General features: G+C 57.6%; 26 protein-coding genes and 1 tRNA gene. 6 read left to right on the plus strand and 21 right to left on the minus strand.

From position 1 onward, the window contains the following. Window positions 1-26 precede the first annotated feature (26 nt). The 4 genes from PspS49_RS22775 (at window position 27) to PspS49_RS22790 (ending at window position 3,878) form a co-directional block, all read left to right on the plus strand. Window positions 27-1,403 carry an L-serine ammonia-lyase gene (locus PspS49_RS22775; protein ID WP_150774430.1) on the plus strand — a complete coding sequence of 459 codons (1,377 nt, stop codon included), beginning with the start codon at window positions 27-29 and terminating at the stop codon, window positions 1,401-1,403. Between the two features lie 149 nt (window positions 1,404-1,552). After that, window positions 1,553-2,677: a glycine cleavage system aminomethyltransferase GcvT gene (gene gcvT, locus PspS49_RS22780; RefSeq protein WP_160041551.1), complete on the plus strand. Its 1,125-nt coding sequence runs from the start codon at window positions 1,553-1,555 to the stop codon at window positions 2,675-2,677. 403 nt (window positions 2,678-3,080) lie between these two features. Beyond that, window positions 3,081-3,293 (plus strand): cold-shock protein, encoded by a 213-nt coding sequence (locus PspS49_RS22785; protein WP_003227496.1) that lies wholly within the window; start codon window positions 3,081-3,083, stop codon window positions 3,291-3,293. 96 nt (window positions 3,294-3,389) lie between these two features. Next, complete coding sequence (locus PspS49_RS22790; RefSeq protein WP_160041553.1) at window positions 3,390-3,878, plus strand: RDD family protein; 489 nt, start codon at window positions 3,390-3,392, stop codon at window positions 3,876-3,878. Window positions 3,879-4,012: 134 nt separating this feature from the next. On the opposite strand, the gene nadA is transcribed toward PspS49_RS22790, so the two are convergent. The 19 genes from nadA to PspS49_RS22885 form a co-directional block, all read right to left on the minus strand. Continuing rightward, the gene (gene nadA / locus PspS49_RS22795) at window positions 4,013-5,071 is read right to left on the minus strand and encodes a quinolinate synthase NadA (RefSeq protein ID WP_016773509.1); all 1,059 of its coding nucleotides are present in this window, start codon (window positions 5,069-5,071) and stop codon (window positions 4,013-4,015) included. Window positions 5,072-5,343: 272 nt separating this feature from the next. After that, window positions 5,344-5,419: transfer RNA gene (locus PspS49_RS22800), tRNA-Lys, on the minus strand. 62 nt (window positions 5,420-5,481) lie between these two features. Continuing rightward, window positions 5,482-6,174, minus strand: a complete 693-nt coding sequence (queC, locus tag PspS49_RS22805; protein ID WP_095121314.1) for a 7-cyano-7-deazaguanine synthase QueC — start codon at window positions 6,172-6,174, stop codon at window positions 5,482-5,484. 1 nt (window position 6,175) lies between these two features. Further along, the gene (gene queE / locus PspS49_RS22810; protein ID WP_007912722.1) at window positions 6,176-6,823 is read right to left on the minus strand and encodes a 7-carboxy-7-deazaguanine synthase QueE; all 648 of its coding nucleotides are present in this window, start codon (window positions 6,821-6,823) and stop codon (window positions 6,176-6,178) included. A 166-nt stretch (window positions 6,824-6,989) separates the two neighbouring features. Then, window positions 6,990-7,823 carry a tol-pal system protein YbgF gene (ybgF, locus tag PspS49_RS22815; RefSeq protein WP_007912724.1) on the minus strand — a complete coding sequence of 278 codons (834 nt, stop codon included), beginning with the start codon at window positions 7,821-7,823 and terminating at the stop codon, window positions 6,990-6,992. Between the two features lie 6 nt (window positions 7,824-7,829). Further along, entirely contained in the window at window positions 7,830-8,327 is a 498-nt protein-coding gene (gene pal, locus PspS49_RS22820; protein ID WP_003178634.1) for a peptidoglycan-associated lipoprotein Pal, read from the minus strand. A 52-nt stretch (window positions 8,328-8,379) separates the two neighbouring features. After that, a complete protein-coding gene (gene tolB / locus PspS49_RS22825; RefSeq protein ID WP_016983828.1) occupies window positions 8,380-9,660 on the minus strand; it encodes a Tol-Pal system beta propeller repeat protein TolB in 1,281 nt (426 codons plus the stop codon). Between the two features lie 17 nt (window positions 9,661-9,677). Then, complete coding sequence (gene tolA / locus PspS49_RS22830; protein ID WP_016983827.1) at window positions 9,678-10,760, minus strand: cell envelope integrity protein TolA; 1,083 nt, start codon at window positions 10,758-10,760, stop codon at window positions 9,678-9,680. Then, window positions 10,760-11,212: a protein TolR gene (tolR, locus tag PspS49_RS22835; protein WP_161806672.1), complete on the minus strand. Its 453-nt coding sequence runs from the start codon at window positions 11,210-11,212 to the stop codon at window positions 10,760-10,762. Before tolR ends, tolA begins: the two co-directional genes overlap by 1 nt. Window positions 11,213-11,235: 23 nt before the next feature. After that, entirely contained in the window at window positions 11,236-11,931 is a 696-nt protein-coding gene (gene tolQ / locus PspS49_RS22840) for a protein TolQ (RefSeq protein WP_008080223.1), read from the minus strand. Further along, on the minus strand, window positions 11,921-12,388 hold the full coding sequence (gene ybgC / locus PspS49_RS22845; RefSeq protein WP_064119107.1) for a tol-pal system-associated acyl-CoA thioesterase: 468 nt from the start codon (window positions 12,386-12,388) through the stop codon (window positions 11,921-11,923). Before ybgC ends, tolQ begins: the two co-directional genes overlap by 11 nt. Before the next feature lie 127 nt (window positions 12,389-12,515). Next, the gene (gene ruvB, locus PspS49_RS22850) at window positions 12,516-13,577 is read right to left on the minus strand and encodes a Holliday junction branch migration DNA helicase RuvB (protein ID WP_160041555.1); all 1,062 of its coding nucleotides are present in this window, start codon (window positions 13,575-13,577) and stop codon (window positions 12,516-12,518) included. Beyond that, window positions 13,578-14,186 (minus strand): Holliday junction branch migration protein RuvA, encoded by a 609-nt coding sequence (ruvA, locus tag PspS49_RS22855; protein WP_034153418.1) that lies wholly within the window; start codon window positions 14,184-14,186, stop codon window positions 13,578-13,580. 115 nt (window positions 14,187-14,301) lie between these two features. Continuing rightward, a complete protein-coding gene (ruvC, locus tag PspS49_RS22860; protein ID WP_007962095.1) occupies window positions 14,302-14,829 on the minus strand; it encodes a crossover junction endodeoxyribonuclease RuvC in 528 nt (175 codons plus the stop codon). Window positions 14,830-14,987: 158 nt separating this feature from the next. Beyond that, window positions 14,988-15,734, minus strand: a complete 747-nt coding sequence (locus PspS49_RS22865; protein WP_007912738.1) for a YebC/PmpR family DNA-binding transcriptional regulator — start codon at window positions 15,732-15,734, stop codon at window positions 14,988-14,990. Between the two features lie 128 nt (window positions 15,735-15,862). Then, window positions 15,863-17,638, minus strand: coding sequence for an aspartate--tRNA ligase (aspS, locus tag PspS49_RS22870; protein ID WP_160041557.1), 1,776 nt, complete (start codon window positions 17,636-17,638; stop codon window positions 15,863-15,865). Window positions 17,639-17,746: 108 nt separating this feature from the next. Further along, a complete protein-coding gene (locus PspS49_RS22875; RefSeq protein ID WP_085730262.1) occupies window positions 17,747-17,968 on the minus strand; it encodes a zinc ribbon domain-containing protein in 222 nt (73 codons plus the stop codon). 132 nt (window positions 17,969-18,100) lie between these two features. Beyond that, a complete protein-coding gene (locus PspS49_RS22880) occupies window positions 18,101-18,439 on the minus strand; it encodes a ribbon-helix-helix domain-containing protein (RefSeq protein WP_160041559.1) in 339 nt (112 codons plus the stop codon). A gap of 185 nt (window positions 18,440-18,624) precedes the next feature. Next, window positions 18,625-19,095 (minus strand): Dps family protein, encoded by a 471-nt coding sequence (locus PspS49_RS22885; RefSeq protein WP_034153422.1) that lies wholly within the window; start codon window positions 19,093-19,095, stop codon window positions 18,625-18,627. A gap of 312 nt (window positions 19,096-19,407) precedes the next feature. On the opposite strand from PspS49_RS22885, the gene PspS49_RS30015 reads away from it, so the two are divergent. Continuing rightward, entirely contained in the window at window positions 19,408-20,010 is a 603-nt protein-coding gene (locus tag PspS49_RS30015) for a cold-shock protein (RefSeq protein ID WP_007912746.1), read from the plus strand. Between the two features lie 70 nt (window positions 20,011-20,080). On the opposite strand, the gene PspS49_RS22895 is transcribed toward PspS49_RS30015, so the two are convergent. Both PspS49_RS22895 and PspS49_RS22900 read right to left on the minus strand, forming a co-directional pair. Then, complete coding sequence (locus tag PspS49_RS22895; protein ID WP_038366649.1) at window positions 20,081-20,287, minus strand: SlyX family protein; 207 nt, start codon at window positions 20,285-20,287, stop codon at window positions 20,081-20,083. Between the two features lie 3 nt (window positions 20,288-20,290). Then, window positions 20,291-20,716 carry an HIT domain-containing protein gene (locus PspS49_RS22900; protein ID WP_127930443.1) on the minus strand — a complete coding sequence of 142 codons (426 nt, stop codon included), beginning with the start codon at window positions 20,714-20,716 and terminating at the stop codon, window positions 20,291-20,293. Between the two features lie 894 nt (window positions 20,717-21,610). Between PspS49_RS22900 and PspS49_RS22905 the strand changes: the two genes are divergently transcribed. Further along, window positions 21,611-22,957, plus strand: coding sequence for an OprD family porin (locus PspS49_RS22905; protein WP_150774433.1), 1,347 nt, complete (start codon window positions 21,611-21,613; stop codon window positions 22,955-22,957). Window positions 22,958-23,074: the final 117 nt, after the last annotated feature.

A 23,074-nucleotide genomic window follows, 5' to 3' on the forward strand; every position in this document is an offset into this window, starting at 1 on the left:
TATAACAAGAAACCGGAGAACCACTCATGTCGTTAAGCGTGTTCGACCTGTTCAAGATTGGCATCGGCCCCTCCAGTTCCCACACCGTCGGCCCGATGCGTGCTGCTGCGCGTTTCGCCGAAGGTCTGCGCCGTGAAAACCTGCTGACCACCACCGCCAGCGTTCGCGTCGAGTTGTACGGTTCCCTCGGCGCTACTGGTAAAGGTCACGGCAGCGACAAAGCCGTGCTGCTCGGCCTCGAAGGCGAACACCCGGACACCGTCGATACCGAAACCGTCGCCGCACGCCTGCAAGAGATTCGCGGCAACGGCCGGCTGAATCTGCTCGGTGAACACAGCATTGCGTTCAACGAGAAAGAACACCTGGCGATGATCCGCAAGCCGCTGGCCTATCACCCCAACGGCATGATCTTCCGCGCCTTCGACGCTGCGGGTCTGCAGATTCGCAGCCGCGAGTACTATTCGGTCGGTGGTGGATTTGTCGTCGACGAGGATGCCGCCGGCGCCGATCGCATCGTCGAAGACGCCACACCGCTGACCTTCCCGTTCAAAAGTGCCAAGGACTTGCTCGGTCATTGCGCCACCTATGGTCTGCCGATCAGTCAGGTGATGCTGACCAATGAAAGCGCCTGGCGCCCCGAAGCGGAGACCCGTGCCGGCCTGCTGAAAATCTGGCAAGTGATGCAGGACTGCGTTGCCGCCGGTTGTCGTAACGAAGGCATTCTGCCGGGCGGCTTGAAGGTCAAACGTCGTGCGGCAGCGCTGCATCGGCAACTGTGCAAAAACCCGGAATCAGCGTTGCGCGATCCGTTGTCGGTGCTCGACTGGGTCAACCTCTACGCCTTGGCGGTCAACGAAGAAAACGCCAATGGCGGCCGCGTGGTCACCGCACCCACCAACGGTGCAGCGGGGATCATTCCGGCGGTACTGCATTACTACATGCGCTTTATCCCCGGTGCGAATGACGACGGCGTCGTGCGCTTTCTGCTGACCGCGGCGGCCATCGGCATTCTCTACAAGGAAAACGCCTCGATCTCCGGCGCCGAAGTCGGTTGTCAGGGTGAAGTCGGGGTTGCCTGCTCAATGGCGGCTGGCGCGTTGTGTGAAGTGCTCGGCGGCAGTGTTCAGCAAGTCGAGAACGCCGCAGAAATCGGCATGGAGCACAACCTCGGCCTCACCTGCGACCCGATTGGCGGACTGGTGCAAGTGCCGTGCATCGAGCGCAACGCGATGGGATCGGTGAAAGCCATCAACGCGGTACGCATGGCCATGAGAGGCGACGGCCAGCATTTCGTCTCCCTCGACAAAGTCATCCGCACCATGCGCCAGACCGGCGCCGACATGAAAAGCAAATACAAAGAGACCGCCCGCGGCGGTCTGGCGGTCAACATTATCGAATGCTGACCACGAAACGTAACTAGCCCCCCTCTCCCTCCGGGAGATAAACGTACCTAACGCCCTCTCCCTCTGGGAGAGGGCTGGGGTGAGGGGCTTTTGATCTTGATCTTAATCTAGCCCCATACCCCCAAACTCAAATTTTCAAGGAGCCACGCATGTCCACCGAACAACTGTCGAAAACCCCGCTGCACGCTCTGCACATCGAACTCGGCGCCCGCATGGTGCCGTTCGCCGGCTACGACATGCCGGTGCAATACCCGCTCGGCGTAATGAAAGAACACCAACACACCCGTGAACACGCCGGGCTGTTCGACGTCTCGCACATGGGCCAGATCCGCCTGACCGGTGCCAACGCCGCCAAAGCCCTGGAAAGCCTGGTGCCAGTGGACATCATCGACCTGCCGGTGGGCATGCAGCGTTACGCGATGTTTACCAACGACAACGGCGGCATTCTCGATGACCTGATGGTTGCCAACCTCGGCAACGACGAACTGTTCCTGGTGGTCAACGCCGCGTGCAAGGATCAGGATCTGGCTCACCTGCAAAAACACATTGGCGCTCAGTGCACCATTACGGCGCTGTTCAAAGAGCGCGCACTGCTCGCACTGCAAGGTCCGGCAGCGGTCACTGTGCTGGCGCGCCTGGCTCCTGACGTGGCGAAGATGACCTTCATGCAATTCAACCGCGTGTCGTTGCTGGGCGTGGATTGCTTCGTCAGCCGCTCGGGCTACACCGGTGAAGACGGTTTCGAAATCTCGGTACCGGCTGCAGATGCGGAAAAACTCGCGCGCGCCCTGCTCGCCGAACCGGAAGTTCAGGCTATCGGCCTCGGTGCTCGCGACTCGCTGCGCCTGGAAGCCGGCCTGTGCCTGTATGGCCACGACATGAACACCGAGACCACGCCAATCGAAGCCAGCCTGCTCTGGGCGGTCTCCAGGCCACGTCGCGCTGATGGCGCGCGGGCCGGCGGTTTCCCCGGTGCGGAAAACGTTTTCGCCCAGCAACAGAATGGCGTCGCACGCAAACGCGTCGGCTTGCTGCCACAGGAACGCACGCCAGTGCGTGAAGGCGCAGAAATCGTCAACGAAGCCGGCGAGATCATCGGCAGCGTGTGCAGCGGTGGCTTTGGTCCGACCTTGGGCGGGCCGTTGGCGATGGGTTACCTCGATAGCGCTTATGTCACCCTCGACACACCGGTTTGGGCCATCGTGCGTGGGAAAAAGGTGCAAATGCTTGTAAGCAAAATGCCATTTGTTCCACAACGCTACTATCGTGGTTGATTGACTGTTTCTATAAGTAACGCGATTGCGTAATGCGTGCACTAATGTGTAACGCAATCGCCACAAAAAAGTGCATTTTCTAACAATCGATTCGAATATGAACTTTGCTTATAACGTTCGAAAACAATTGAACAAGCGAATCGTCTAAGCCCGCACTAGTGAAAGGATTAACTTGCTCAAGCTCAGTAAAACCGGGGGCTTCGCAGGGCTTGTTTTTTCTCCCGTAGTTGGCGTAGAGTTTGTCCACTGTGTTTGCATGGGTCAGCTTTGAATCGTGACCTGGGCAGTAGCCTACAAGTTAGCTACATCCCGTTCGACGTCTTCTTACTCTCCTGCAACCAGCCCCAGTACTCTTTCATGTGGAAGAGACTGTCATCAATTTTTGCGTCAAAGGAAATAAGAAATGTCCACACGTCAGAGCGGTACCGTCAAGTGGTTTAACGACGAGAAAGGTTTTGGTTTTATCACTCCAGAAAGCGGTCCGGATCTGTTCGTGCATTTCCGCGCCATTCAGGGCAACGGCTTCAAAAGCCTGAAAGAAGGCCAGAAAGTGACCTTCGTTGCTGTGCAAGGCCAAAAAGGCATGCAGGCTGACGAAGTACAAGCAGAAGCCTGATTTCTGTTACGAAAAAGCCCCTGATATTGATATCAGGGGCTTTTTTGTGCGCGCGAATCCGTAAAATGGCGCTTCAATTTGCGTCCAGAGGCTGCCATGTCGAAAAACCTGCTCACCCCACAGGGCGATTTTCCTGCCGTTGGCCTTGGCCGGCGTCTGGCTGCGATGTTCTATGACTTTCTGCTGTGCACCGCTCTGCTGATCGTCACCGGATTCGTTTACAAGTTGATCCAGGCAGCGATCATCGGCGAAGAACGTCTGCGGGTGATGACCGACGCAGGGCAACTGGACGGTGATCCGCTCTACTCGACGGTGCTGGTGTTGGTGCTGTTCGCATTCTTTGCAAAATTCTGGACCCATGGCGGGCAGACACTGGGCATGCAGGTGTGGGGCATTCGCGTACAGAACGCCAATGGCACCGCGATCAGTCTGTGGCAGGCGCTGTTGCGGTTTATGGTGTCGATTGCGTCGTGGCTGTGCGTAGGGCTGGGATTTTTCTGGTCGCTGTATGACAAGCAGAAGCGCACGTGGCATGACATCTACTCCGATACCCGCCTCGTCCGGGTCCCGAAGAAGACCAAATAATTTCCAGACTCTGAAAACCACTGTGGGAGCGAGCCTGCTCGCGAAGGCGGCGTATCAGTCGATTTCAATGGTGACTGATACACCGCTTTCGCGAGCAGGCTCGCTCCCACAGGTTTTGTGGCGCTTTTCAGAATTCAGGCGTTACCGGCCAGCTTCATCCGCGCTGCCTGGGTAAAGTCGAGCATCCGCTTCAACGGCCGAATCGCCTGCGGAATCAACGCCGGATCGACAAAGATCTCGTTCGTGCCTTCCTTCAGGCTCTTGAGCGTGCGCTCAAGGGTGTTCATGGCCATCCACGGGCAATGTGCGCAACTGCGGCACGCGGCACCGTTACCGGCGGTTGGCGCCTCGATGAAGACCTTGTCCGGGCACAACTGCTGCATCTTGTAGAAGATGCCCCGGTCGGTGGCCACGATCAGGGTCTTGTTCGGCAGGCTCTGCGCGGCAGCGATCAACTGGCTGGTGGAACCGACGGCATCCGCCAGTTCAATCACCGAAGTCGGCGATTCCGGGTGCACGAGGATCGCAGCATCCGGGTACAGCGCCTTCATGTCCTCAAGCTGCTTGGACTTGAACTCCTCGTGGACGATGCAGGCACCGTCCCACAACAGCATGTCTGCGCCGGTCTTGCGCTGAATGTAGGTACCCAGGTGCTTGTCCGGCCCCCAGATGATCGTCTCACCGTTATCCATCAGGCTTTCGACGATCTCCAGCGCGCAACTCGATGTCACCACCCAGTCAGCCCGCGCTTTCACAGCAGCGGAAGTGTTGGCATAGACCACCACCGTGCGCTCCGGGTGCTGATCACAGAACGCTGAGAACTCGTCGACCGGGCAACCCAGATCCAGCGAGCAGGTCGCTTCGAGGGTTGGCATCAGCACGCGTTTTTCCGGGTTGAGAATCTTCGCGGTCTCGCCCATGAACTTCACGCCAGCAACCACCACAGTCTTCGCCGGGTGAGCGTTGCCGAAGCGGGCCATTTCCAGGGAGTCAGAGACACAGCCACCGGTTTCTTCGGCCAGAGCCTGAATCACCGGGTCGCAATAAAAGTGGGCCACCAGCACCGCGTCCTGAGCCTTGAGCTCGGCGGCGATAGCGGAACGGTAATAAGCCTCTTCCTCAGCCGTCAGCGGTTTGGGCTGTTTGGCATCGAGGTGGGCTTGAACCAGAAGGCGTTCGGAAATCTGCGTCATGTTCGCAAGACCTGCAGGCGCGTTCGCGCGAAAGTCGAGTATACACCCGGCTCCGGACCGCTTGAGGGTACCGCCGGGAGAGTGAGTATTATCAGGCACGGACAGCGTTGAAGCTGCGCAAGGCTACAGAATATCCCGTTGATACAAAAGATGATTCTGACCTGCGTCAGCGCTGCGGGTATTGAAATAACGCATAGCGAAATTACAGGCAAAAAAAAAACCCGGAAATCCTCACTTTCGTGGGCCTTCCGGATTTTCTAAACCGCCAAATATGGTGGGTCGTGTGGGATTCGAACCTACGACCAATTGGTTAAAAGCCAACTGCTCTACCAACTGAGCTAACGACCCGCTGTGTGGTGGCGCGTATAATACTGATTTTTAAGGACTATTCAACACCTTTTTGAAAATAATCAAAAATAAGGTGTTGGATCGTCCACACCAGCGGCCGCAAAGCCTTCTGCGCGCAGGCGGCAGCTGTCGCATTTACCGCACGCGCGGCCGTCATCGTCGGCCTGATAGCAGGAAACGGTGAGGCCATAATCAACGCCGAGCTTAACGCCCGCCTGAACGATCTGTGCCTTGCTCAGGTTCTGCAACGGCGCCTGGATGCGGAAACCGTTGCCTTCAACGCCAGCCTTGGTCGCCAGATTGGCCATGCGCTCGAACGACTCGATGAACTCGGGGCGGCAATCCGGGTAACCGGAATAGTCCACGGCGTTGACACCAATAAAGATGTCGCGTGCACCCAGTACTTCTGCCCAGCCCAACGCCAGCGACAGGAACACCGTGTTACGCGCCGGCACGTACGTCACCGGAATGCCTTCGCCCAACTCTTCGGGGATGTCGATGCTGGTGTCGGTCAGTGCCGAGCCGCCCATACCATTCAGGTTGAGGCCAATCACCTTGTGCTCGACCACGCCCAAGTCGCGGGCGACGCGGGCAGCGGCGTGTAGTTCGGCGTGGGAGCGCTGGCCGTAGTCGAAGCTCATGGTATAGCAGCGGTAGCCTTCGGCGCGTGCCATGGCCACGACGGTCGCCGAATCGAGGCCGCCGGACAGCAGGATGACGGCGCGCTTTTCATTAGTCTTCAGTTGTTCAGTCATCTCAGCGCCCCGGCTCGTCGTTCCACAGATATTTATGCAACTGCAATTGCAAGCGTACCGGCAGGTTGTCCGCCACCACCCAATCCGCCAGATCGCGGGCATTGAGGTCATGGTGACTTGGGGAAAACAGCACTTCACCGGCACGCCGATCGAGACCGTACTGAATCAGTTTGGAGACGGCCCAGTCATAGTCGTCCCGCGAGCAGATAACAAACTTCACCTGATCGTTGGGCGTCAGCAGTTCGATGTTCTCGTAACGGTTGCGATGGGCTTCTTTCGAATCCGGTGTCTTCAGGTCGACAACGCGACTGACGCGCGGATCGACAGCCGAGACGTCGAGGGCGCCGCTGGTTTCCAGCGAGACCTCGTAACCGGCATCACACAGCTGTTTGAGCAAAGGAATGGCGTTCGGCTGTGCCAGCGGCTCACCGCCGGTGACGCAGACGTAGCGCGGACGAAATCCGGCCACTTGCTCGAGGATATCGTCGAGGGTGCGCACAGTGCCGCCACTGAACGCGTAGGCGCTGTCGCAGTATTGGCAACGCAAAGGGCAACCGGTCAGGCGCACAAAAACCGTGGGCAGCCCGGCAGTCCGCGTTTCCCCCTGCAACGAGTAGAAAACTTCGGTGATTCTCAATGTGTCTTGCATAGTCGCCACGGGCGTAACAGCTAAACAGGCTGTCCGCCTCCGTCAGGCACTTCAGGCAATCCCGCCAACGCGTAGACCGCAAGAAGCGTGTTTCAGAAAAAGGGCGTGAATTCTAACGAAAAAACCCGCGACAAGCGCGGGTTTCTTCCAAACGGGTCAAGCGTGCTTACATGCGTTGCAGATCGCGTTGAGCCAACTGAGCGGCGGACGTGCCCGGGTATTGGGCCACCACCTGCTGCAGAATGCCTTTGACCTTGTCGGTATGACCGAGGCGGCGCTCTACATCAGCCAGCTTGTACAGCGAATCCGGCACTTTGGCGTGCTTGGGATACAGCTGCGAAACCTTGGCGAAAGCCTGACCTGCGCCTTGCAGATCGCCTTTGGCCAGATTGACTTCGCCCAACCAGTACTGGGCGTTGCCCGCGTACTGGCTGTTCGGGTATTTGCGCAGGAAAGCGGCAAAAGCCTGGCTGGCCTTGTCGAAATCCTTGGCTTTGATCAGGTCGAAAGCGGCATCGTAATACAGCTTTTCCTTGGCCGGATCACCCGGTTCGCTGCTTGCAGCAGGTGCCTGGGCAGCAGCCCCGGCGCCAGCGGCAGCACCGGCAGCAGCACTTGCATCGCCACCGGCAGAAGAATTCTCAGGAGTCGCGGCAGGTGCAACGCCGGATCCTATGCGCCGATCAAGATCCTGGTATCGCTCCAGGGATTCCTGCTTCATGCGCGCAACCTGATTCTGCAGTTCTTCAATCACACCTTGCTGACGCGATATCTGATCCTGCATTTGTTGCAGTTGGTTGAACAGCATGCCTTGTGCCGAGGCAGGGGCCGAAGCCGCTCCCCCGGCATAGGCGCCGTTCGTACCGTAACCTGCAGGCGGATAACTGCTCCCGCTATTGTTATAACCGGAGTTGTCATCGACCACAGGAACCGCAGCCCACGCCGCAAGCGGCGCGAGGCTGAGAGCCAGAACAGTTACAGCACGACGGCACGTTCGCATATCGAATTACTTACGCAGTTCGACGCGACGGTTTTGAGCCCAGGACTGCTCGTCGTTGCCGGTAGCAACTGGACGCTCTTCGCCGTAGGAAACCAGTTCCAGCTGAGCTGGGGAAACACCTTGCAGTACCAGGTAGCGCTGAACGGCTTTCGCACGACGCTCGCCCAGTGCCATGTTGTACTCACGAGTACCACGTTCGTCGGTGTTGCCTTCCAGAACAACGCGAGCGCCGTTTGCTTTCAGGTCTTTGGCGTGAACGTCCAGAGCGCGCATGGCTTCTGGCTTCAGGTCCGAGCTGTCGTATTCGAAGTAGAAGGTGGTGATTGCGCGCAGAGCAGCTTCTTCGCTCAGGGAACCGTCAACGGCACCAGTGTTTGCGCCGTAACCAGCGTTTGGATCAACAGCGCCTTCACCGGCGTTGTCGCCGCCTTTGGACGAGCAACCTACAGCTACAGCCATGGCCAGAGCCAGCGCAGCAAATTTACCAAACTTCAGCATTTCCATCGTGAAACTCCTAATGAACCCCAGTGTGTTAAGTAAAACGTGTAGCGCCCGCTCACTTCAGGTAAGGGGACCAGGACGGTTCTCTGACTTCGCCTTGAGCGGTAGGAAGCGGGAGCCTAACGCGTCCATTAATGGACACGAGCATCAAGACTCCCCGGCCCTGTTGGCGGGTGGCGTAGATTACCATGGTGCCGTTGGGCGCAACAGTAGGTGACTCGTCCAGAGTGCTATCAGTGAGGATCTTTACACTCCCTCGCTGCAGATCCTGAGCTGCCACCTTGAAATTGGTGAAGCCATCCTGACGGTGGATCATCACCAAAGTCTTTTCATCTGCCGAAAGTTTCGGGTTGGCGTTGTAGTTACCTACAAACGTCACACGCTCGGCACCACCGCCACTGGCGCTGGTTTTGTAGATCTGAGGCTTGCCGCCGCGGTCCGAGGTGAAGTAGATGGTCGAACCATCCTTGCCCCAGTACGGTTCGGTGTTGATGCCAGGACCTGCGGTCACACGGGTGATCTGGCGCGAAGCCAGGTTCATCACGTAAATGTCCGGGTTACCGTCCTTCGACAGTACGAACGCCAGGCGATCACCGTTCGGCGACCAGGCTGGTGCACCGTTCAGGCCTTCGAAGTTGGTGATCTGTTCACGGCGACCGGTGTCGATGTTCTGCATGAAGATACGCGGACGCTTCTGCTCGAACGACACGTAGGCAATGCGCTTGCCATCCGGTGCGAAACGCGGCGACAGGATCGGCTCACGCGATTGCAGCAGAGTTACAGCACGAGCACCGTCATAGTCCGAACGCTGCAGGGTGTAACGGGTGTTCTTCTCGGAGAAGCGTTCAGCCGTCACATACAGCAGGCGAGTCGAAAACGCACCTTCGATACCGGTCAGCTTCTGGAACGACTGGTCGGAGATGAAGTGCGCCATGTCACGCAGTTGCTCGGTAGTACCGGACACACTGCCGTCGGCCACTTTCTGTTCGGTGGCCACGTTGAACAGTGCCCACTGCACTTGCAGGCGACCGCCGGCTGGCGCAATGCTGCCGACCATCATGTATTGAGCACCCACCGCCTTCCAGTCACGGAAGATGATTTCGCTCGGCTGGCTTGGCTGGCTGATCATGTTTTGCTTTGGAATCGGCGAGTAGTAGCCCGAGTTGCGCAAATCGTTACCGATGATTTCAGCCATGTCATCCGGCAGCACGGCACCGCCCTGCATGCCGAACGGTACGACGGCGATCGGTGTAGCCCGATCGCTGCCGCTGGTAACCAGAATGTTTTTCTCATCTGCCATCGCGATCCCTGCCATGCAGCAGATCACGACCAGCATTCCTCGAAGAAGGTTTCTCACAAGGCTAGATCCTCAGGTGTGAATGTCATCTTGAATGAACGATACGGAGCGAAATCGCTCGGCTTCATTCCCTGCATTTCTGTCAAACGTCCAATATTCTTCACTGCCGCGACTGCCGAAGCATCGAACGGACCGTCGCCACTGGACTTGGCCACGCTGACCGAAGTCACCGTACCGTCCGGCAACATGCCGATCTGCAGCACAACGGTCATGCCTTTGCGTGCCGAAGGTGGACGGGCCCACCCCTCTGCTGCTCGCGCACGAATCAGGTCATCGAAACTGCCCGCGACTTCGTCACCCTGCTCATCGGCCAAGGCCTGCTGGCGCTGCGGCGTGTCGGAAAGCAGATCGGCCAAGGCCTGAGCCTTTTTGTCTTCGGTCGATTTACGTGCCGCATCCTGCGCTTTCTTCTTCGCAGCATCGGCAGCAGCTTTCTTCTTCGCTTCGTCGGCGATTTTCTTCTTCGCCTCTTCAGCTTCAGCTTTCTTCTTGGCGTCTTCGGCGGCTTTCTTCTTCGCGTCTTCGACGATCTTCTTCTTGGCTTCTTCAGCAGCGGCTTTCTTGGCCTCTTCTTCAGCAGCCTTTTTCGCTTCTTCTTCAGATTTCTTCTTGGCTATATCAGCCAATTGTTTCTCTTCGGCCTTCTTGGCTTCGGCGGTCTTCTTGGCTTCGTCGGCTTTTTTGGCTTCGTCAGCCTTTTTCGCCTCGTCTGCTTTTTTCGACTCATCGGCCTTCTTGGCTTCCTCGGCTTTTTGAGCCGCTTCTTCTTTCTTTTGTTCCGCAGCGGCCTTGATCTCTTCCTGCTCGACCTTCTTCTGCTCCATCTGCTCGACTTCGGTCTGGCGCGCGGCGGATTTCTTCGCCTCACCCGCAATCTTCTGATTGGTCTGGGTGGTTGCCTGACTTTTCGATTTCAGCTGGTAGAGGGTCGCCTGGACAATCGGTTTGGCCGGCGGCAGCTCTGGAGTAAAGGCAAAACTGACGAACAGCATGCCGAACACCAGCACGTGCAGGACAATTGCCAGAACGCTAGGCCAGAAGTAGCTTTCCGAGGCGGACGGCTCTCGCTGTTGCTGCATCAGGGGGCCTCGGTAATCAAACCAACATTACCGACCCCGGCTTTCTGCAACCCGCCCATGGCGCCCATGACGGAACCGTAGTCGACGGTTTTGTCACCGCGGATGAAGACCTGGGTACGCTTGCCGCCTTCAGTGCCGGCACGAATGATCTTGGTCACCGCGTCGGTCATTTGCGGCAGGGTCATGGCCCTGTCCTGTTGCTTCTCGGTATCGACTTCGCTGCCAAGGTTCCAGTAATAGGTCTTGTCAGCCTTGATCGAAATGGTCAGGACCTGTGTGTTGTTGTCCTGCGGCAAGGCTTCGCTGGAAACCTTGGGCAGATCAACTTTCACGCCCTGATTGAGCATCGGCGCGGTCACCATGAAGATGACCAGCAGCACCAACATCACGTCGATGTAGGGCACCACGTTCATCTCGGCGACCGGCTTGCGCTTTTTGCGAGCTCGAGCGATTAAAGCCATTGGAAATTACCTGCTTATTCTTCGCTGGTGTGCACTTTGCGGTGCAGGATCGCCTGGAATTCATCGGCGAAGGTGTAGTAGCGGCCCAACAAGGTTTCGCTGCGAGCGGCGAAACGGTTGTAAGCGATTACCGCAGGGATCGCGGCAAACAGACCGATCGCTGTGGCGATCAGGGCTTCAGCGATACCCGGAGCCACAGTGGCCAGGGTTGCTTGCTGGGCGCTGGCCAGACCGCGGAAGGAGTTCATGATGCCCCACACGGTACCGAACAGACCGATGTACGGGCTGACCGAACCGACCGTGGCGAGAAACGGCAGGCTCTGCTCCAGTTTCTCTTCTTCGCGGGAGATGGCGACGCGCATGGCACGGGCCACGCCTTCCATGACTGCTTCAGGGTCGACACCTGGCTGCTGACGCAGACGCGAGAACTCTTTGAAGCCAGCGCGGAAGATCTGCTCCACGCCCGAATCCGGGTCCGGGTTGCTGCCCGCCTGACGGTACAGCTTGGACAGATCGATACCCGACCAGAAGCGCTCTTCGAAGCTCTCCAGGGCGCGTCGACCGGCGCGCAGCAGATTGCTGCGCTGAAAGATCATGATCCATGAGGTCACCGATGCGGCTACCAGGGTCAACATTACCAACTGCACCACGATGCTGGCATTGCTGACCAGGCTCCACATGGAGGAATGGTCGACGACGTTAGCTTCCACGCTTTATCTCCTGCTTTGAGTGTGTACCCGGGCCGACCGCGTCGGCAAAGGCCGCACGCAAGTCTTCGGGAAGGGCCCGGGGTTTCAAACTGTTAGTGCGCACACAGGCCACCAAAAACTGCCCCTCGCAGAGCAGCACATTATCCGTAGCCCGCCTGACCTGCTGTTTGAAGCGCAGGCTGGCACGGTTCAATTCGATTACTTCAGCGCTTACCAGCAGTTCGTCGTCCAGTCGCGCCGGCGCGTGATAGCGCGCTTCGCTGGAGTGCACGACAAACAACAGGTCCTCCCCTGCCAGCTGCGATTGGGCAAAGCCCAGCTCGCGAAGCCGCTCGGTTCGAGCCCGTTCCATAAACTTGAGGTAATTAACGTAATACACGATGCCGCCCGCATCGGTGTCCTCGTAATAAACGCGACAACGATGTGCGAACGGCTCAAGCCCGTTTTGCGCGCGCATACTCTAGTGCTTACTCCTCAGGTTGCCAATCCGGCCAGGCAACTGTTTTTCATGGTTTCAGAGCTTTACCGTAAAAGTACCGTCCTCTGACAGTACAAACCCTGAATAAATCGACAACAAATGTGTATTAGTCGTCCAAGGCATCGAGAAACTCGTCTGCCACGGGCATTTCACCCATTCGTGACGGAATGTTTAAACCGAAGTGCAGGTACGCATGCCGCGTCACCACCCTGCCCCGCGGTGTGCGCATGATGTAGCCCTGCTGAATCAGATACGGTTCCAGCACATCTTCAATGGTGTGACGTTCTTCACTAATCGCAGCGGCGAGGCTGTCGATACCGACCGGGCCGCCATCGAACTTCTCGATCATGGTCAGCAGCAGACGCCGGTCCTGATGATCGAAACCGTGTTCGTCGACATCCAGCAGGTTCAGCGCCAGATCCGCCACCGCTTTGGTGATATGGCCCTTGGCACGCACTTCGGCGAAGTCGCGCACCCGGCGCAGCAGGCGGTTGGCAATACGAGGCGTGCCACGGGCGCGACGAGCGATTTCGAAAGAACCTTCCGGATCCAGTGGCAAACCGAGGATGGCCGCCGAACGGCTGACAATCGTCGCCAGATCGGCCGTGCTGTAGAACTCGAGACGCTGGACGATACCGAAGCGATCACGCAACGGGTTGGTCAGCATGCCGGCGCGAGTGGTCGCCCCCACCAGAGTGAACGGCGGCAGATCAAGCTTGATCGAACGCGCGGCCGGCCCTTCACCGATCATGATGTCGAGCTGAAAATCCTCCATCGCTGGATAGAGCACTTCCTCAACGATCGGCGACAGACGATGGATTTCGTCGATGAACAGCACGTCATGCGGCTCAAGATTGGTCAACAACGCCGCCAGATCACCCGGACGCTCAAGCACCGGCCCGGATGTGCTCTTGATCGACACGCCCATTTCCTGGGCGATGATGTTGGCCAGCGTGGTCTTGCCCAGACCCGGCGGGCCGAAGATCAGCGTGTGGTCGAGGGATTCGCTACGGCCGCGAGCAGCCTGGATGAACAGCTCCATCTGCTCGCGCACGGTCGGCTGGCCAATATAGTCGGCCAGACTGACCGGGCGAATGGCCCGGTCCTGGACTTCTTCGCGCTCGCGCGGGCTGTGCGCGGCGGTGATCAGACGATCAGCTTCAATCACTTAAATCATTCCCTTCAGGGCGCGGCGGATCAGGTCTTCACTGCTCAAATTCTTGTCCTTGATGGCGGTAATCGCCTTGCTCGCTTCCTGCGGCTTGTAGCCCAGGGAAATCAGCGCGCTGACCGCATCGTTCTCGGCGGTATTGACCGGCGCGGGGCCGTCCGGCTGATTCGGTACCAGCGCGAACATGGCCGGCGTAGTTTCCCAAGCCTTGAAGCGGTCTTTCAGCTCGACCAGCAGACGCTCGGCAGTTTTCTTGCCGACACCCGGCACCTTGGTCAGGGCCGAGGTGTCCTGAGACTGCACGCAGCGGATCAGTTCGTCGACTTCCAGACTCGACATCAAGGCCAGCGCCAATTTCGGCCCGACACCATTGAGACGGATCAACTCGCGAAAAAAGTCTCGCTCACGCTTGCCGGCGAAACCATAGAGTAATTGCGCGTCTTCGCGTACGACCAAATGGGTGTGCAAGGTCAGCGGTTCACCGACCGACGGCAGACGATAAAGGGTGGTCATGGGCACTTCCAGCTCATACCCGAGGCCGTTTACATCCAGAATCAGGTGCGGCGGCTGTTTCTCAGCCAGGGTGCCGCGCAAGCGTCCAATCACGTTTCAGATCCTTGAGCGTTGGCCAGCCGTGGGCTGGCGACTGTCGAAAGGCGGATTCCGGGCCGACGACCCAGGCGCAGGAAATCCGCTTTCAGGAAAATTGATGCTGATGCTATCAGAGACGCAGGCGCCCGCCACGACTGCGTGCCGTTCCCAAACCGTGCGGCAGCAGACTGGAGCGGGTGTGCGCATGGCAAATGGCAATGGCGAGGGCGTCCGAGGCATCGATTTGCGGTTTGCTGGTCAGCTTGAGCATGTGCATGACCATCATCTGCACTTGTTCTTTATTGGCGGCGCCGGTGCCGACCACGGCCTGTTTGACCTGAGTGGCGGTGTACTCGGCAATCTCCAGGCATTCTTCAGCGCCGGCGACAATCGCTGCGCCACGGGCCTGCCCCAGCTTCAGCGCCGAATCGGCGTTTTTCGCCATGAACACTTTTTCGATGCCCATGGTCACCGGGCCGTAGGTCTGGATGATCTCGCGTACGCCGCGATAGACGATTTGCAGGCGCTCGTGCAGCTCACCGGCGCCGGTGCGGATACAGCCAGAGGCCACATAGATGCAGCCACCTCGCCCGGTATCGCGAACAATCCCGTAACCGGTAATGCGCGAACCGGGGTCGATACCAAGAATTAAAGTCATAACGCCTGCAGATTCGGTAAAAGCACGATTTTCAAATCAACCCATAACAAATGTGGGAGCGAGCCTGCTCGCGAAAGCGGTTTCATCATCAGCAACGATGTTGACTGAAAATCCGCCTTCGCGAGCAGGCTCGCTCCCACATTGAATCGTAGTCGCTCTTAACCGAGCTGAGCGGCCACGTCTTCCGGAATATCAGCGTTGGAATAGACGTTCTGCACGTCATCCAGATCTTCAAGCATGTCGATCAGCTTGAGCACCTTTTCCGCACCTTCCAGATCCAGCTCGGCGCTGGTGGTTGGCTGCATGACGATTTCCGCATCATCGCCCTTGAACCCTGCGGCTTCCAGCGCGTTTCGCACCGCATAGAAACTGGTGAACGAGGTGAACACATCGATCGAGCCGTCTTCGTGGCTGACCACGTCATCGGCATCGGCTTCCAGCGCCGCTTCGGTCAGTGCGTCTTCATCAACGCCCGGCGCGAAGCTGATCTGGCCTTTGCGCTCGAACAAGTAAGCCACCGAACCGTCGGTGCCGAGGTTGCCACCACACTTGCTGAACGCATGGCGAACGGCTGCCGCAGTACGGTTGCGGTTGTCGGTCATGCACTCGACCATCACCGCTACACCGCCCGGGCCGTAACCTTCGTAGGTCAGCTCTTCAACGTTGTCGGCTTCGGTGGCACCGGCGCCACGCGCGACGGCGCGGTCAATGATGTCGCGGCTCATGTTCGCGCTCAGCGCTTTATCCAGCGCCAGACGCAGACGCGGGTTGGAGCCCGGATCACCGCCGCCCTGACGGGCCGCAACGGTCAGCTCGCGGATCCACTTGGTGAAGATCTTGCCTCTCTTGGCATCCTGACGTTCTTTGCGGTGCTTGATGTTCGCCCACTTGGAATGACCTGCCATAACTCGCTCCGAATTCTCTTTGAAACGTTGCCCGCCCTGCACATGCAGCGGCCAGCAAACAAAAAATCTCGACCTGCTCTCTATAGATAGAAAAAAGGCGCATCCGAAGATGCGCCTTCAGGCCCGTCTTACTCAGCCTTTGGCGTTTCGCGCAAACGAATGTGCAGTTCGCGCAGTGCCTTGGCATCCACCACACCCGGCGCTTGCGTCATCACGTCGGCAGCACTCTGGGTTTTCGGGAAGGCGATCACTTCACGGATCGACTGGGCGCCGGTCATCAGCATTACCAGACGGTCCAGACCGAAGGCCAGACCACCGTGCGGCGGTGCACCGTACTTCAGCGCGTCGAGCAGGAAGCCGAACTTCTCTTCCTGTTCCGCTTCATCGATACCCAACAGACGGAAGACCGACTGTTGCATCTCTTTGCGGTGGATACGGATCGAACCGCCACCCAGCTCAGTGCCGTTCAGCACCATGTCGTACGCGCGGGACAGAGCGCCAGCCGGGTTGGCTTCGAGCTCTTGCGGCGTGCACTTTGGCGCGGTGAACGGGTGGTGCAGCGCCGAGAAGCTGCCGTCGTCGTTCTCTTCGAACATCGGGAAGTCGACGACCCACATTGGCGCCCACTCGCAGGTCAGCAGCTTGAGGTCGTGACCGAGCTTGATGCGCAGTGCGCCCAATGCTTCGCTGACGATCTTGGCCTTGTCGGCGCCGAAGAACACGATGTCGCCGTCAACAGCACCCACGCGATCGAGGATGGCGTTGAGGTTTTCCAGCGGGATGTTTTTCACGATCGGCGATTGCAGACCGTCAACACCGGCAGCGCGCTCGTTGACCTTGATGTACGCCAGCCCCTTGGCACCGTAGATGCCGACGAACTTGGTGTAGTCGTCGATCTGCTTGCGCGGCATGCTCGCCCCGCCTGGAACGCGCAGTGCGGCGATACGGCATTTCGGATCGTTGGCCGGGCCGCTGAACACTTTGAAATCGACTTCTTTGAGTTGATCGGCAACGTCGACCAGTTCCAGCGGGTTGCGCAGGTCTGGCTTGTCGGAACCGTAACGGCGCATGGCTTCTTCGAAGGTCATGTGCGGGAAATCGCCGAATTCCAGACCCAGCACTTCCTTGAACAGGTTGCGGATCATTTCTTCGGTCAGGCCCATGATCTCTTTTTCATCGAGGAAGCTGGTCTCGATGTCGATCTGGGTGAATTCCGGCTGGCGGTCAGCGCGCAGGTCTTCGTCGCGGAAGCACTTGGCGATCTGGTAGTAACGGTCGAAACCGGCAACCATCAGCAGTTGCTTGAACAGCTGCGGCGATTGCGGCAGGGCGAAGAACGAACCAGCGTGAGTGCGGCTTGGCACCAGATAGTCACGTGCACCTTCAGGGGTGGCACGGGTCAGGATCGGCGTTTCGACGTCGAGGAAGCCGTTCTCGTCGAGGAAGCGACGGATGCTGGTGGTCATGCGCGAACGCAGACGCAGCTTCTCGGCCATTTCCGGACGACGCAGGTCGAGGAAGCGATAGCGCAGGCGGGTTTCTTCGCCAACGTCGGAGAACTCGTTCAGCGGGAACGGCGGGGTTTCCGACTCGTTCAGCACTTCCAGTTCGTAGCCCAGCACTTCGATCATGCCCGACGCCATGTTGGCGTTGGTGGCACCGGCCGGGCGCAGACGCACCTTACCGGTGATCTTCACAACGTATTCGCTGCGCACGCGATCGGCAGCGGCGAAGCTCTCGGCGCGATCCGGATCGAATACCACCTGGGCCAGACCGTCACGATCACGGATATCGAGGAAAATCACCCCGCCGTGGTCGCGACGACGGTGAACCCATCCGCAAAGGGTAATTTCCTGGCCTTCCAGGCTTTCGTTCAGTTGGCCGCAATAGTGGCTGCGCATCATGGTAGTGGTTCGCTTCTCGTAATTCGAAATTCGGTAGAGATCCCGTCGCACACAAGCTGGGTGCGGCATCGGAAAACTCACGCGTGTCGTTCGACCTGGGCCTGAACCCTAGTCAGATTTGTCGCCACCGGCCAGATTCTTCTTGGCGCCGGTCTTGAAGTCGGTTTCGTACCAGCCGCCGCCGCTCAGGCGAAAACCCGGCATGGACAGCTGTTTCTTGAGCTCTGGTGCCTGGCAGGCAGGGCAGTCGACCAGCGGTGCATCGCTGATCTTTTGAATGGCTTCCAACTGATGACCACAGGAAGCACATTGGTAATCGTACATCGGCATGGGGGGTGTCTCGGCGATCAGATTGCCACCGCGCGCAGGGCTTTGCGGCGAAAGAGCGGGATTATATCGATTAAATGCGGCCTGTGCAGCCGTAAGACTGCACAGGCCGCGACCTCGTTTGCAATCGCCGTTTCAGAGCGATTTGGTCGATGCAGCTTCCTTGATGCCGTTCATGACGCACACCACCCGTACAAGCGCGCTGAAATTCTTCACCCCGCCATGCCGCAGATGCACTTCACGGTCGACATGGGACAACAGCGAACTGACCGAACAACAATTTTGCGCGGCCATCGTGCCGAGGATGTTCCAGTAAACCTGCTCAAGCCGCAGGCAGGTTGCATAACCGTTCAGACGTACGGATCGTGACGATGGCTGAACCAGTGCCATGTCGAATTCGTTGACGAACGGATCGACTTTCAATTCATGTGGCAAGCCGACAATCCTGTCGCCTCGCCTGTCTCCCTCTACCATATCGGTGACACTCCTTTGCCATCTCTGCTTGTTTGAAAAGTCACATCCTGTGGCTTTCATAAAAGCGCAGACACAAAGTTATATCCAGACGACTTATTGACCATCTCCGTAGGATAAGCCAACGATACAAGTAAGATTCCGGACAGCGCACGACCCTCGACCGACTGGCTCGTGCGCCCGGATGATTATGCTTCCAGCAACGCGCGCAGCATCCACGCGGTTTTCTCGTGCACCTGCATGCGCTGGGTCAGCAGGTCTGCGGTCGGCTCATCGCTGACCTTGTCGAGCAGCGGAAAAATGCCGCGCGCCGTGCGCGTAACGGCTTCCTGGCCATCAACCAATTGTTTGATCATGTCTTCGGCACTCGGCACACCCACTTCTTCCTTGATCGAAGAAAGGCGTGCGTACGTGGCATAGGCGCCCGGCGCCGGAAAACCCAAGGCGCGAATGCGCTCGGCGATCGAATCCACGGCCAGCGCCAGCTCGTTGTATTGCTCTTCGAACATCAAGTGCAGCGTGCGAAACATCGGGCCGGTGACGTTCCAGTGGAAGTTGTGGGTTTTCAGATACAGCACGTAGGTGTCCGACAACAGACGGGATAGTCCTTCGACGATGGACTTGCGATCTTCTTCACTGATACCGATATCGATTGCCATGTTTACCCCCTAACGGCGATTGAATTCATCCAACAGGTGCAGACCCACTCTAGCAAGGCAACCGACACCCCGCAGCCCTGATTGGCTGCAAACGCTGCGACAAATCGACCGACGCCATGCCGCTGGCCGGGCTGATTTGAGTAGCCGCAGGCTTTGCTGTTAAATAGGCAGTGTGTCGCCATGCCCCATTTTTCGGGGCGTTGCGCATAGGCTGATGCCGTGAACGTGTCCACCGCCTCTTATTTTGTTCCGAAGCGAACCGTGCGCCTTCAGCTCTTCCTTGTGAGCCGTCATAAACGTGAGCCAATCAAAATGTTGAAAATCGTCCACCTGCTAATGGGCGCAGCGGCCTTGCTGCTGTCGTTCATACCCAGCTTGAAATCCGAAGCCGTTCCCTACCTGCAACAACCCGATGCACTTTACCTGGCCTTTTTCGGCCTGCTGAACCTGGTGATTGCCCCAGTGATTCCTTTCTGGAACAAAGGCCCTCGTCAGCATCTGCAAAATCTGGTCAGCGCTCTTCTGGTGCTGACTGTCGTCCTGCAAACCTTGACCCTGATCGCCCCGATGCCCGTCATCGCCGGCCAGCCAGCCGTGCTGTTCACCCTGGTGATCGCGCTGGTTGCCGTGGTCTTGCATCTGGCTGTGAGCTTCTATCGTTCTTCACCGGCTGCCGCTCCAACCAGCTATGACATGACCAATCGCGATACCGGTACCGTCAAGTGGTTCAACACCTCCAAAGGCTTCGGCTTTATCTCCCGGGATTCCGGCGATGATATTTTCGTGCACTTTCGCGCGATCCGTGGTGAAGGTCACCGCGTACTGGTCGAAGGCCAGCGCGTGGAATTCTCGGTGATGAACCGGGACAAGGGCCTGCAAGCCGAGGACGTGATCGCCGCTCTGCCGCGACGCTGATCCAGGCATAAAAAAACCGCGAGCAGCCTGCTGTTCGCGGTTTTTTTACGCCGGGTGAAAAGTACCCGCGTCAGTAGTGCGGCGGCGGCGCCTCGTCTTCGAAGGACTCGAACTGGCCGACCATCTCTTCCTGGCGCTTGAGCAGGGCTGCCATCTGCAATTGCAGGCGCTCAACCACGCGCTGTTGGGCTACCAGCACGTCGTTCAATGCCTGAATGGTGTCATCCTGAAACGCCAGACGGCTTTCCAGATCGGTAACGCGTTCTTCCAGGCTCATGACTCAGCCCTCCACAAAGGTGAAATGCTCGGTCAGGACCAGTCGCAACCGCTCGCGAATGGCGGCGACCTGCTCGACACTGTAAGGCTTGGCCGGGTGCTTGCCCCAGACCGGCGCTGGCCAGGCCGCGTCATCGCGTTTACGCACAATCACATGCATATGTAACTGGCTGACGACATTACCCAGGGTTGCGACGTTCAGCTTGTCGGCGTCGAACAGATCCTTGAGCAACTCAGCCAGTGCGGTGGTTTCCTGCCATAACTGCTGTTGATCGGCGACATCCAACTGAAACAACTCACTGATATCGTCGCGACGAGGCACCAGGATAAACCAAGGGTAATTTGCGTCATTGGACAACAGCAGTCGGCAAAGAGGGAAATCACCGATCGTCAGCGTGTCCTGTTGAAGTCGTGAATCTAAAGCAAACACTGCGCGCACTCCCGGCTGATCTTCATTATTCAGCTTAGCGGCCCTCCTCGCGAACGGCGCGACCAAGCGACAGGACGGCAGCATACCTGCGAATGCGCCAGCCTTCACGAAGGCTTGATGACGAACCGCTGCAAACGCCCCGGGATGGGACATTTACTCGCGCCATGCACCAGCACAGCACCAAGACACACTTCAAGCGTGGAGAAATGACCGAGAAAGACTGACTCGTTCAGCATCCAGCCAGCTCTCAACTGTATGAATACCGAACAGCTGTAAAATTTTTTGCACCAAAAACGCACAGTGCGTCTACGCTCACTGCGTCAGGCATCCGCCAAATACTCACTGGCGGGGTGAACCGGTAACGTTTTTGGTTGTCACGCTCGATCCTGCGTGTGGCAACACCATAGAAGGAATGGCGTCAAGCCCTGATAAAAAGGGGCTTGGCATCCAGCATTTATGAGGTTTTTACAGTGACAGGCGGGCGTTCAGAAAAATAACCGCAACGAAATTGCGGTTTGTGCACGCTTGTTGCATTCGTACCCATATGGACTATAAGCGCACCACGGGAAGTGGATGCCTTAAGCCCCATAAGAACAGTGGCAGGGTTGCCCGATGGAGATTCAAGTGTTTTGCCAGGGACTCTTTTTTACCGATGCAAAAAGGCCCAGAAACAGCGATAAAGTTGTCAGTCCGGCTGCATTGGTACTGTGAATTTGCGACATCCACCACGCCATTTGCGACAACGTCGTAAAGATGCTGAAAGGTTGGATCAGCAAGTATCGCCAACATTGTCGGCGTGATATAAGTTTGCGCCGACACAAAAAGAAAGAGCCGCCCAGATAATAAAACAGGTGGGACGGCAGTACTCTTCTAAAACCAAAGGAGCAAATCACGATGCGCGTGATGAAGTGGAGCATGATCGCACTGGCAGTTGCTGCAGCCGCCAGTACTCAAGTGGCTACGGCCGCACCGTTTGTAAGTGACCAGGCTGAAGCCAAAGGTTTTGTTGAAGACGCGAAGTTTGATGTGTTGCTGCGCAACTATTACTTCAACCGAGACAGAAAAGCCGGATCAAACGATCAGCGAGACTGGACTCAAGGTTTCCTGAGCAACTTCAGCTCCGGTTACACCCAAGGTACCGTCGGCGTGGGTGTTGATGCGTTCGGCTACCTGGGCATCAAACTGGATGGTGGCGATGGCACCACAGGTTCGGGCAACACCAGCCTCGACTCCCAAGGTCATGCCAACGACTCCCTCGGTAAAGCAGGCGCAGCGATCAAGGCCCGCATCTCCAAGACCGAGCTGAAATTCGGCGAGTTCCAGCCAAGCACCGCTCCAGTCTTCGCCGTTGGCGGCTCCCGTCTGATTCCTCAAACCGCAACCGGTTTCCAACTGCAAAGCAGCGAAATCGACAACCTGGATCTGGAAGCAGGCCACTTCTACTCGGCCTCCAGCCAGGACGAGATGAACAGCGATGGTGAGTTGCACTCGCAGTACTCCAGCACCGGTGAAAACCCTGTCACAGGCAAAACCATGGACTTTGCCGGTGGTAAATACGGCATCACCGAGAACCTGAGCGTCTCGCTCTACGGTTCGAAGTTCAAGGATATCTGGAACCAGTACTACAGCAACGTGAACCTCACCACCCCGATCAGTGGTGACACTTCGCTGAACACCGACTTCAATATCTACCGCACCACTGACAGTGGCGATTCCAAAGCCGGTGACATCAGCAACACCACGTTCTCTCTGGCAACTGCGCTCTCGTTCCTGAAAGCACACACCGTGACTCTGGCCTTCCAGAAGGTCAATGGTGATACGCCGTTCGACTACGTCGGCGTGGGTGACAACAACCGTGGTGGCGACTCGATCTTCCTGGCTAACTCCATCCAGTACTCCGACTTCAACGGCCCTAACGAAAAATCTGCACAGATTCGTTACGACCTGAAAATGGCCGAGTACGGCGTTCCGGGCCTGAGCTTCATGACCCGTTACGTAAAAGGTTGGGACATCGACGGCACCAAAATGGACGCCAGCAGCCCATACAACTCTTACGGTTACGGCGAAGATGGCAAGCATCACGAAACCAACCTTGAAGCCAAATACGTAGTTCAGGCCGGCCCTGCCAAAGACCTGTCCTTCCGTATTCGTCAAGCATGGCACCGTGGCAACGCCGACCAGGCTGAAGGCGATATCAACGAGTTCCGCCTGATCGTCGACTACCCACTGTCGATCTTGTAATCGCCAAACACTAGTTTGCGGTAACAACAAAAAGGCCCATCTTACGATGGGCCTTTTTTATTGCCTGTCACTTGCAATAGTTGCCTGACCGACAAGTCAGGCAATTAATTAGCAACC

It is taken from the genome of Pseudomonas sp. S49, from assembly GCF_009866785.1.
In the GTDB taxonomy this organism is placed as follows: Bacteria; Pseudomonadota; Gammaproteobacteria; order Pseudomonadales; family Pseudomonadaceae; genus Aquipseudomonas.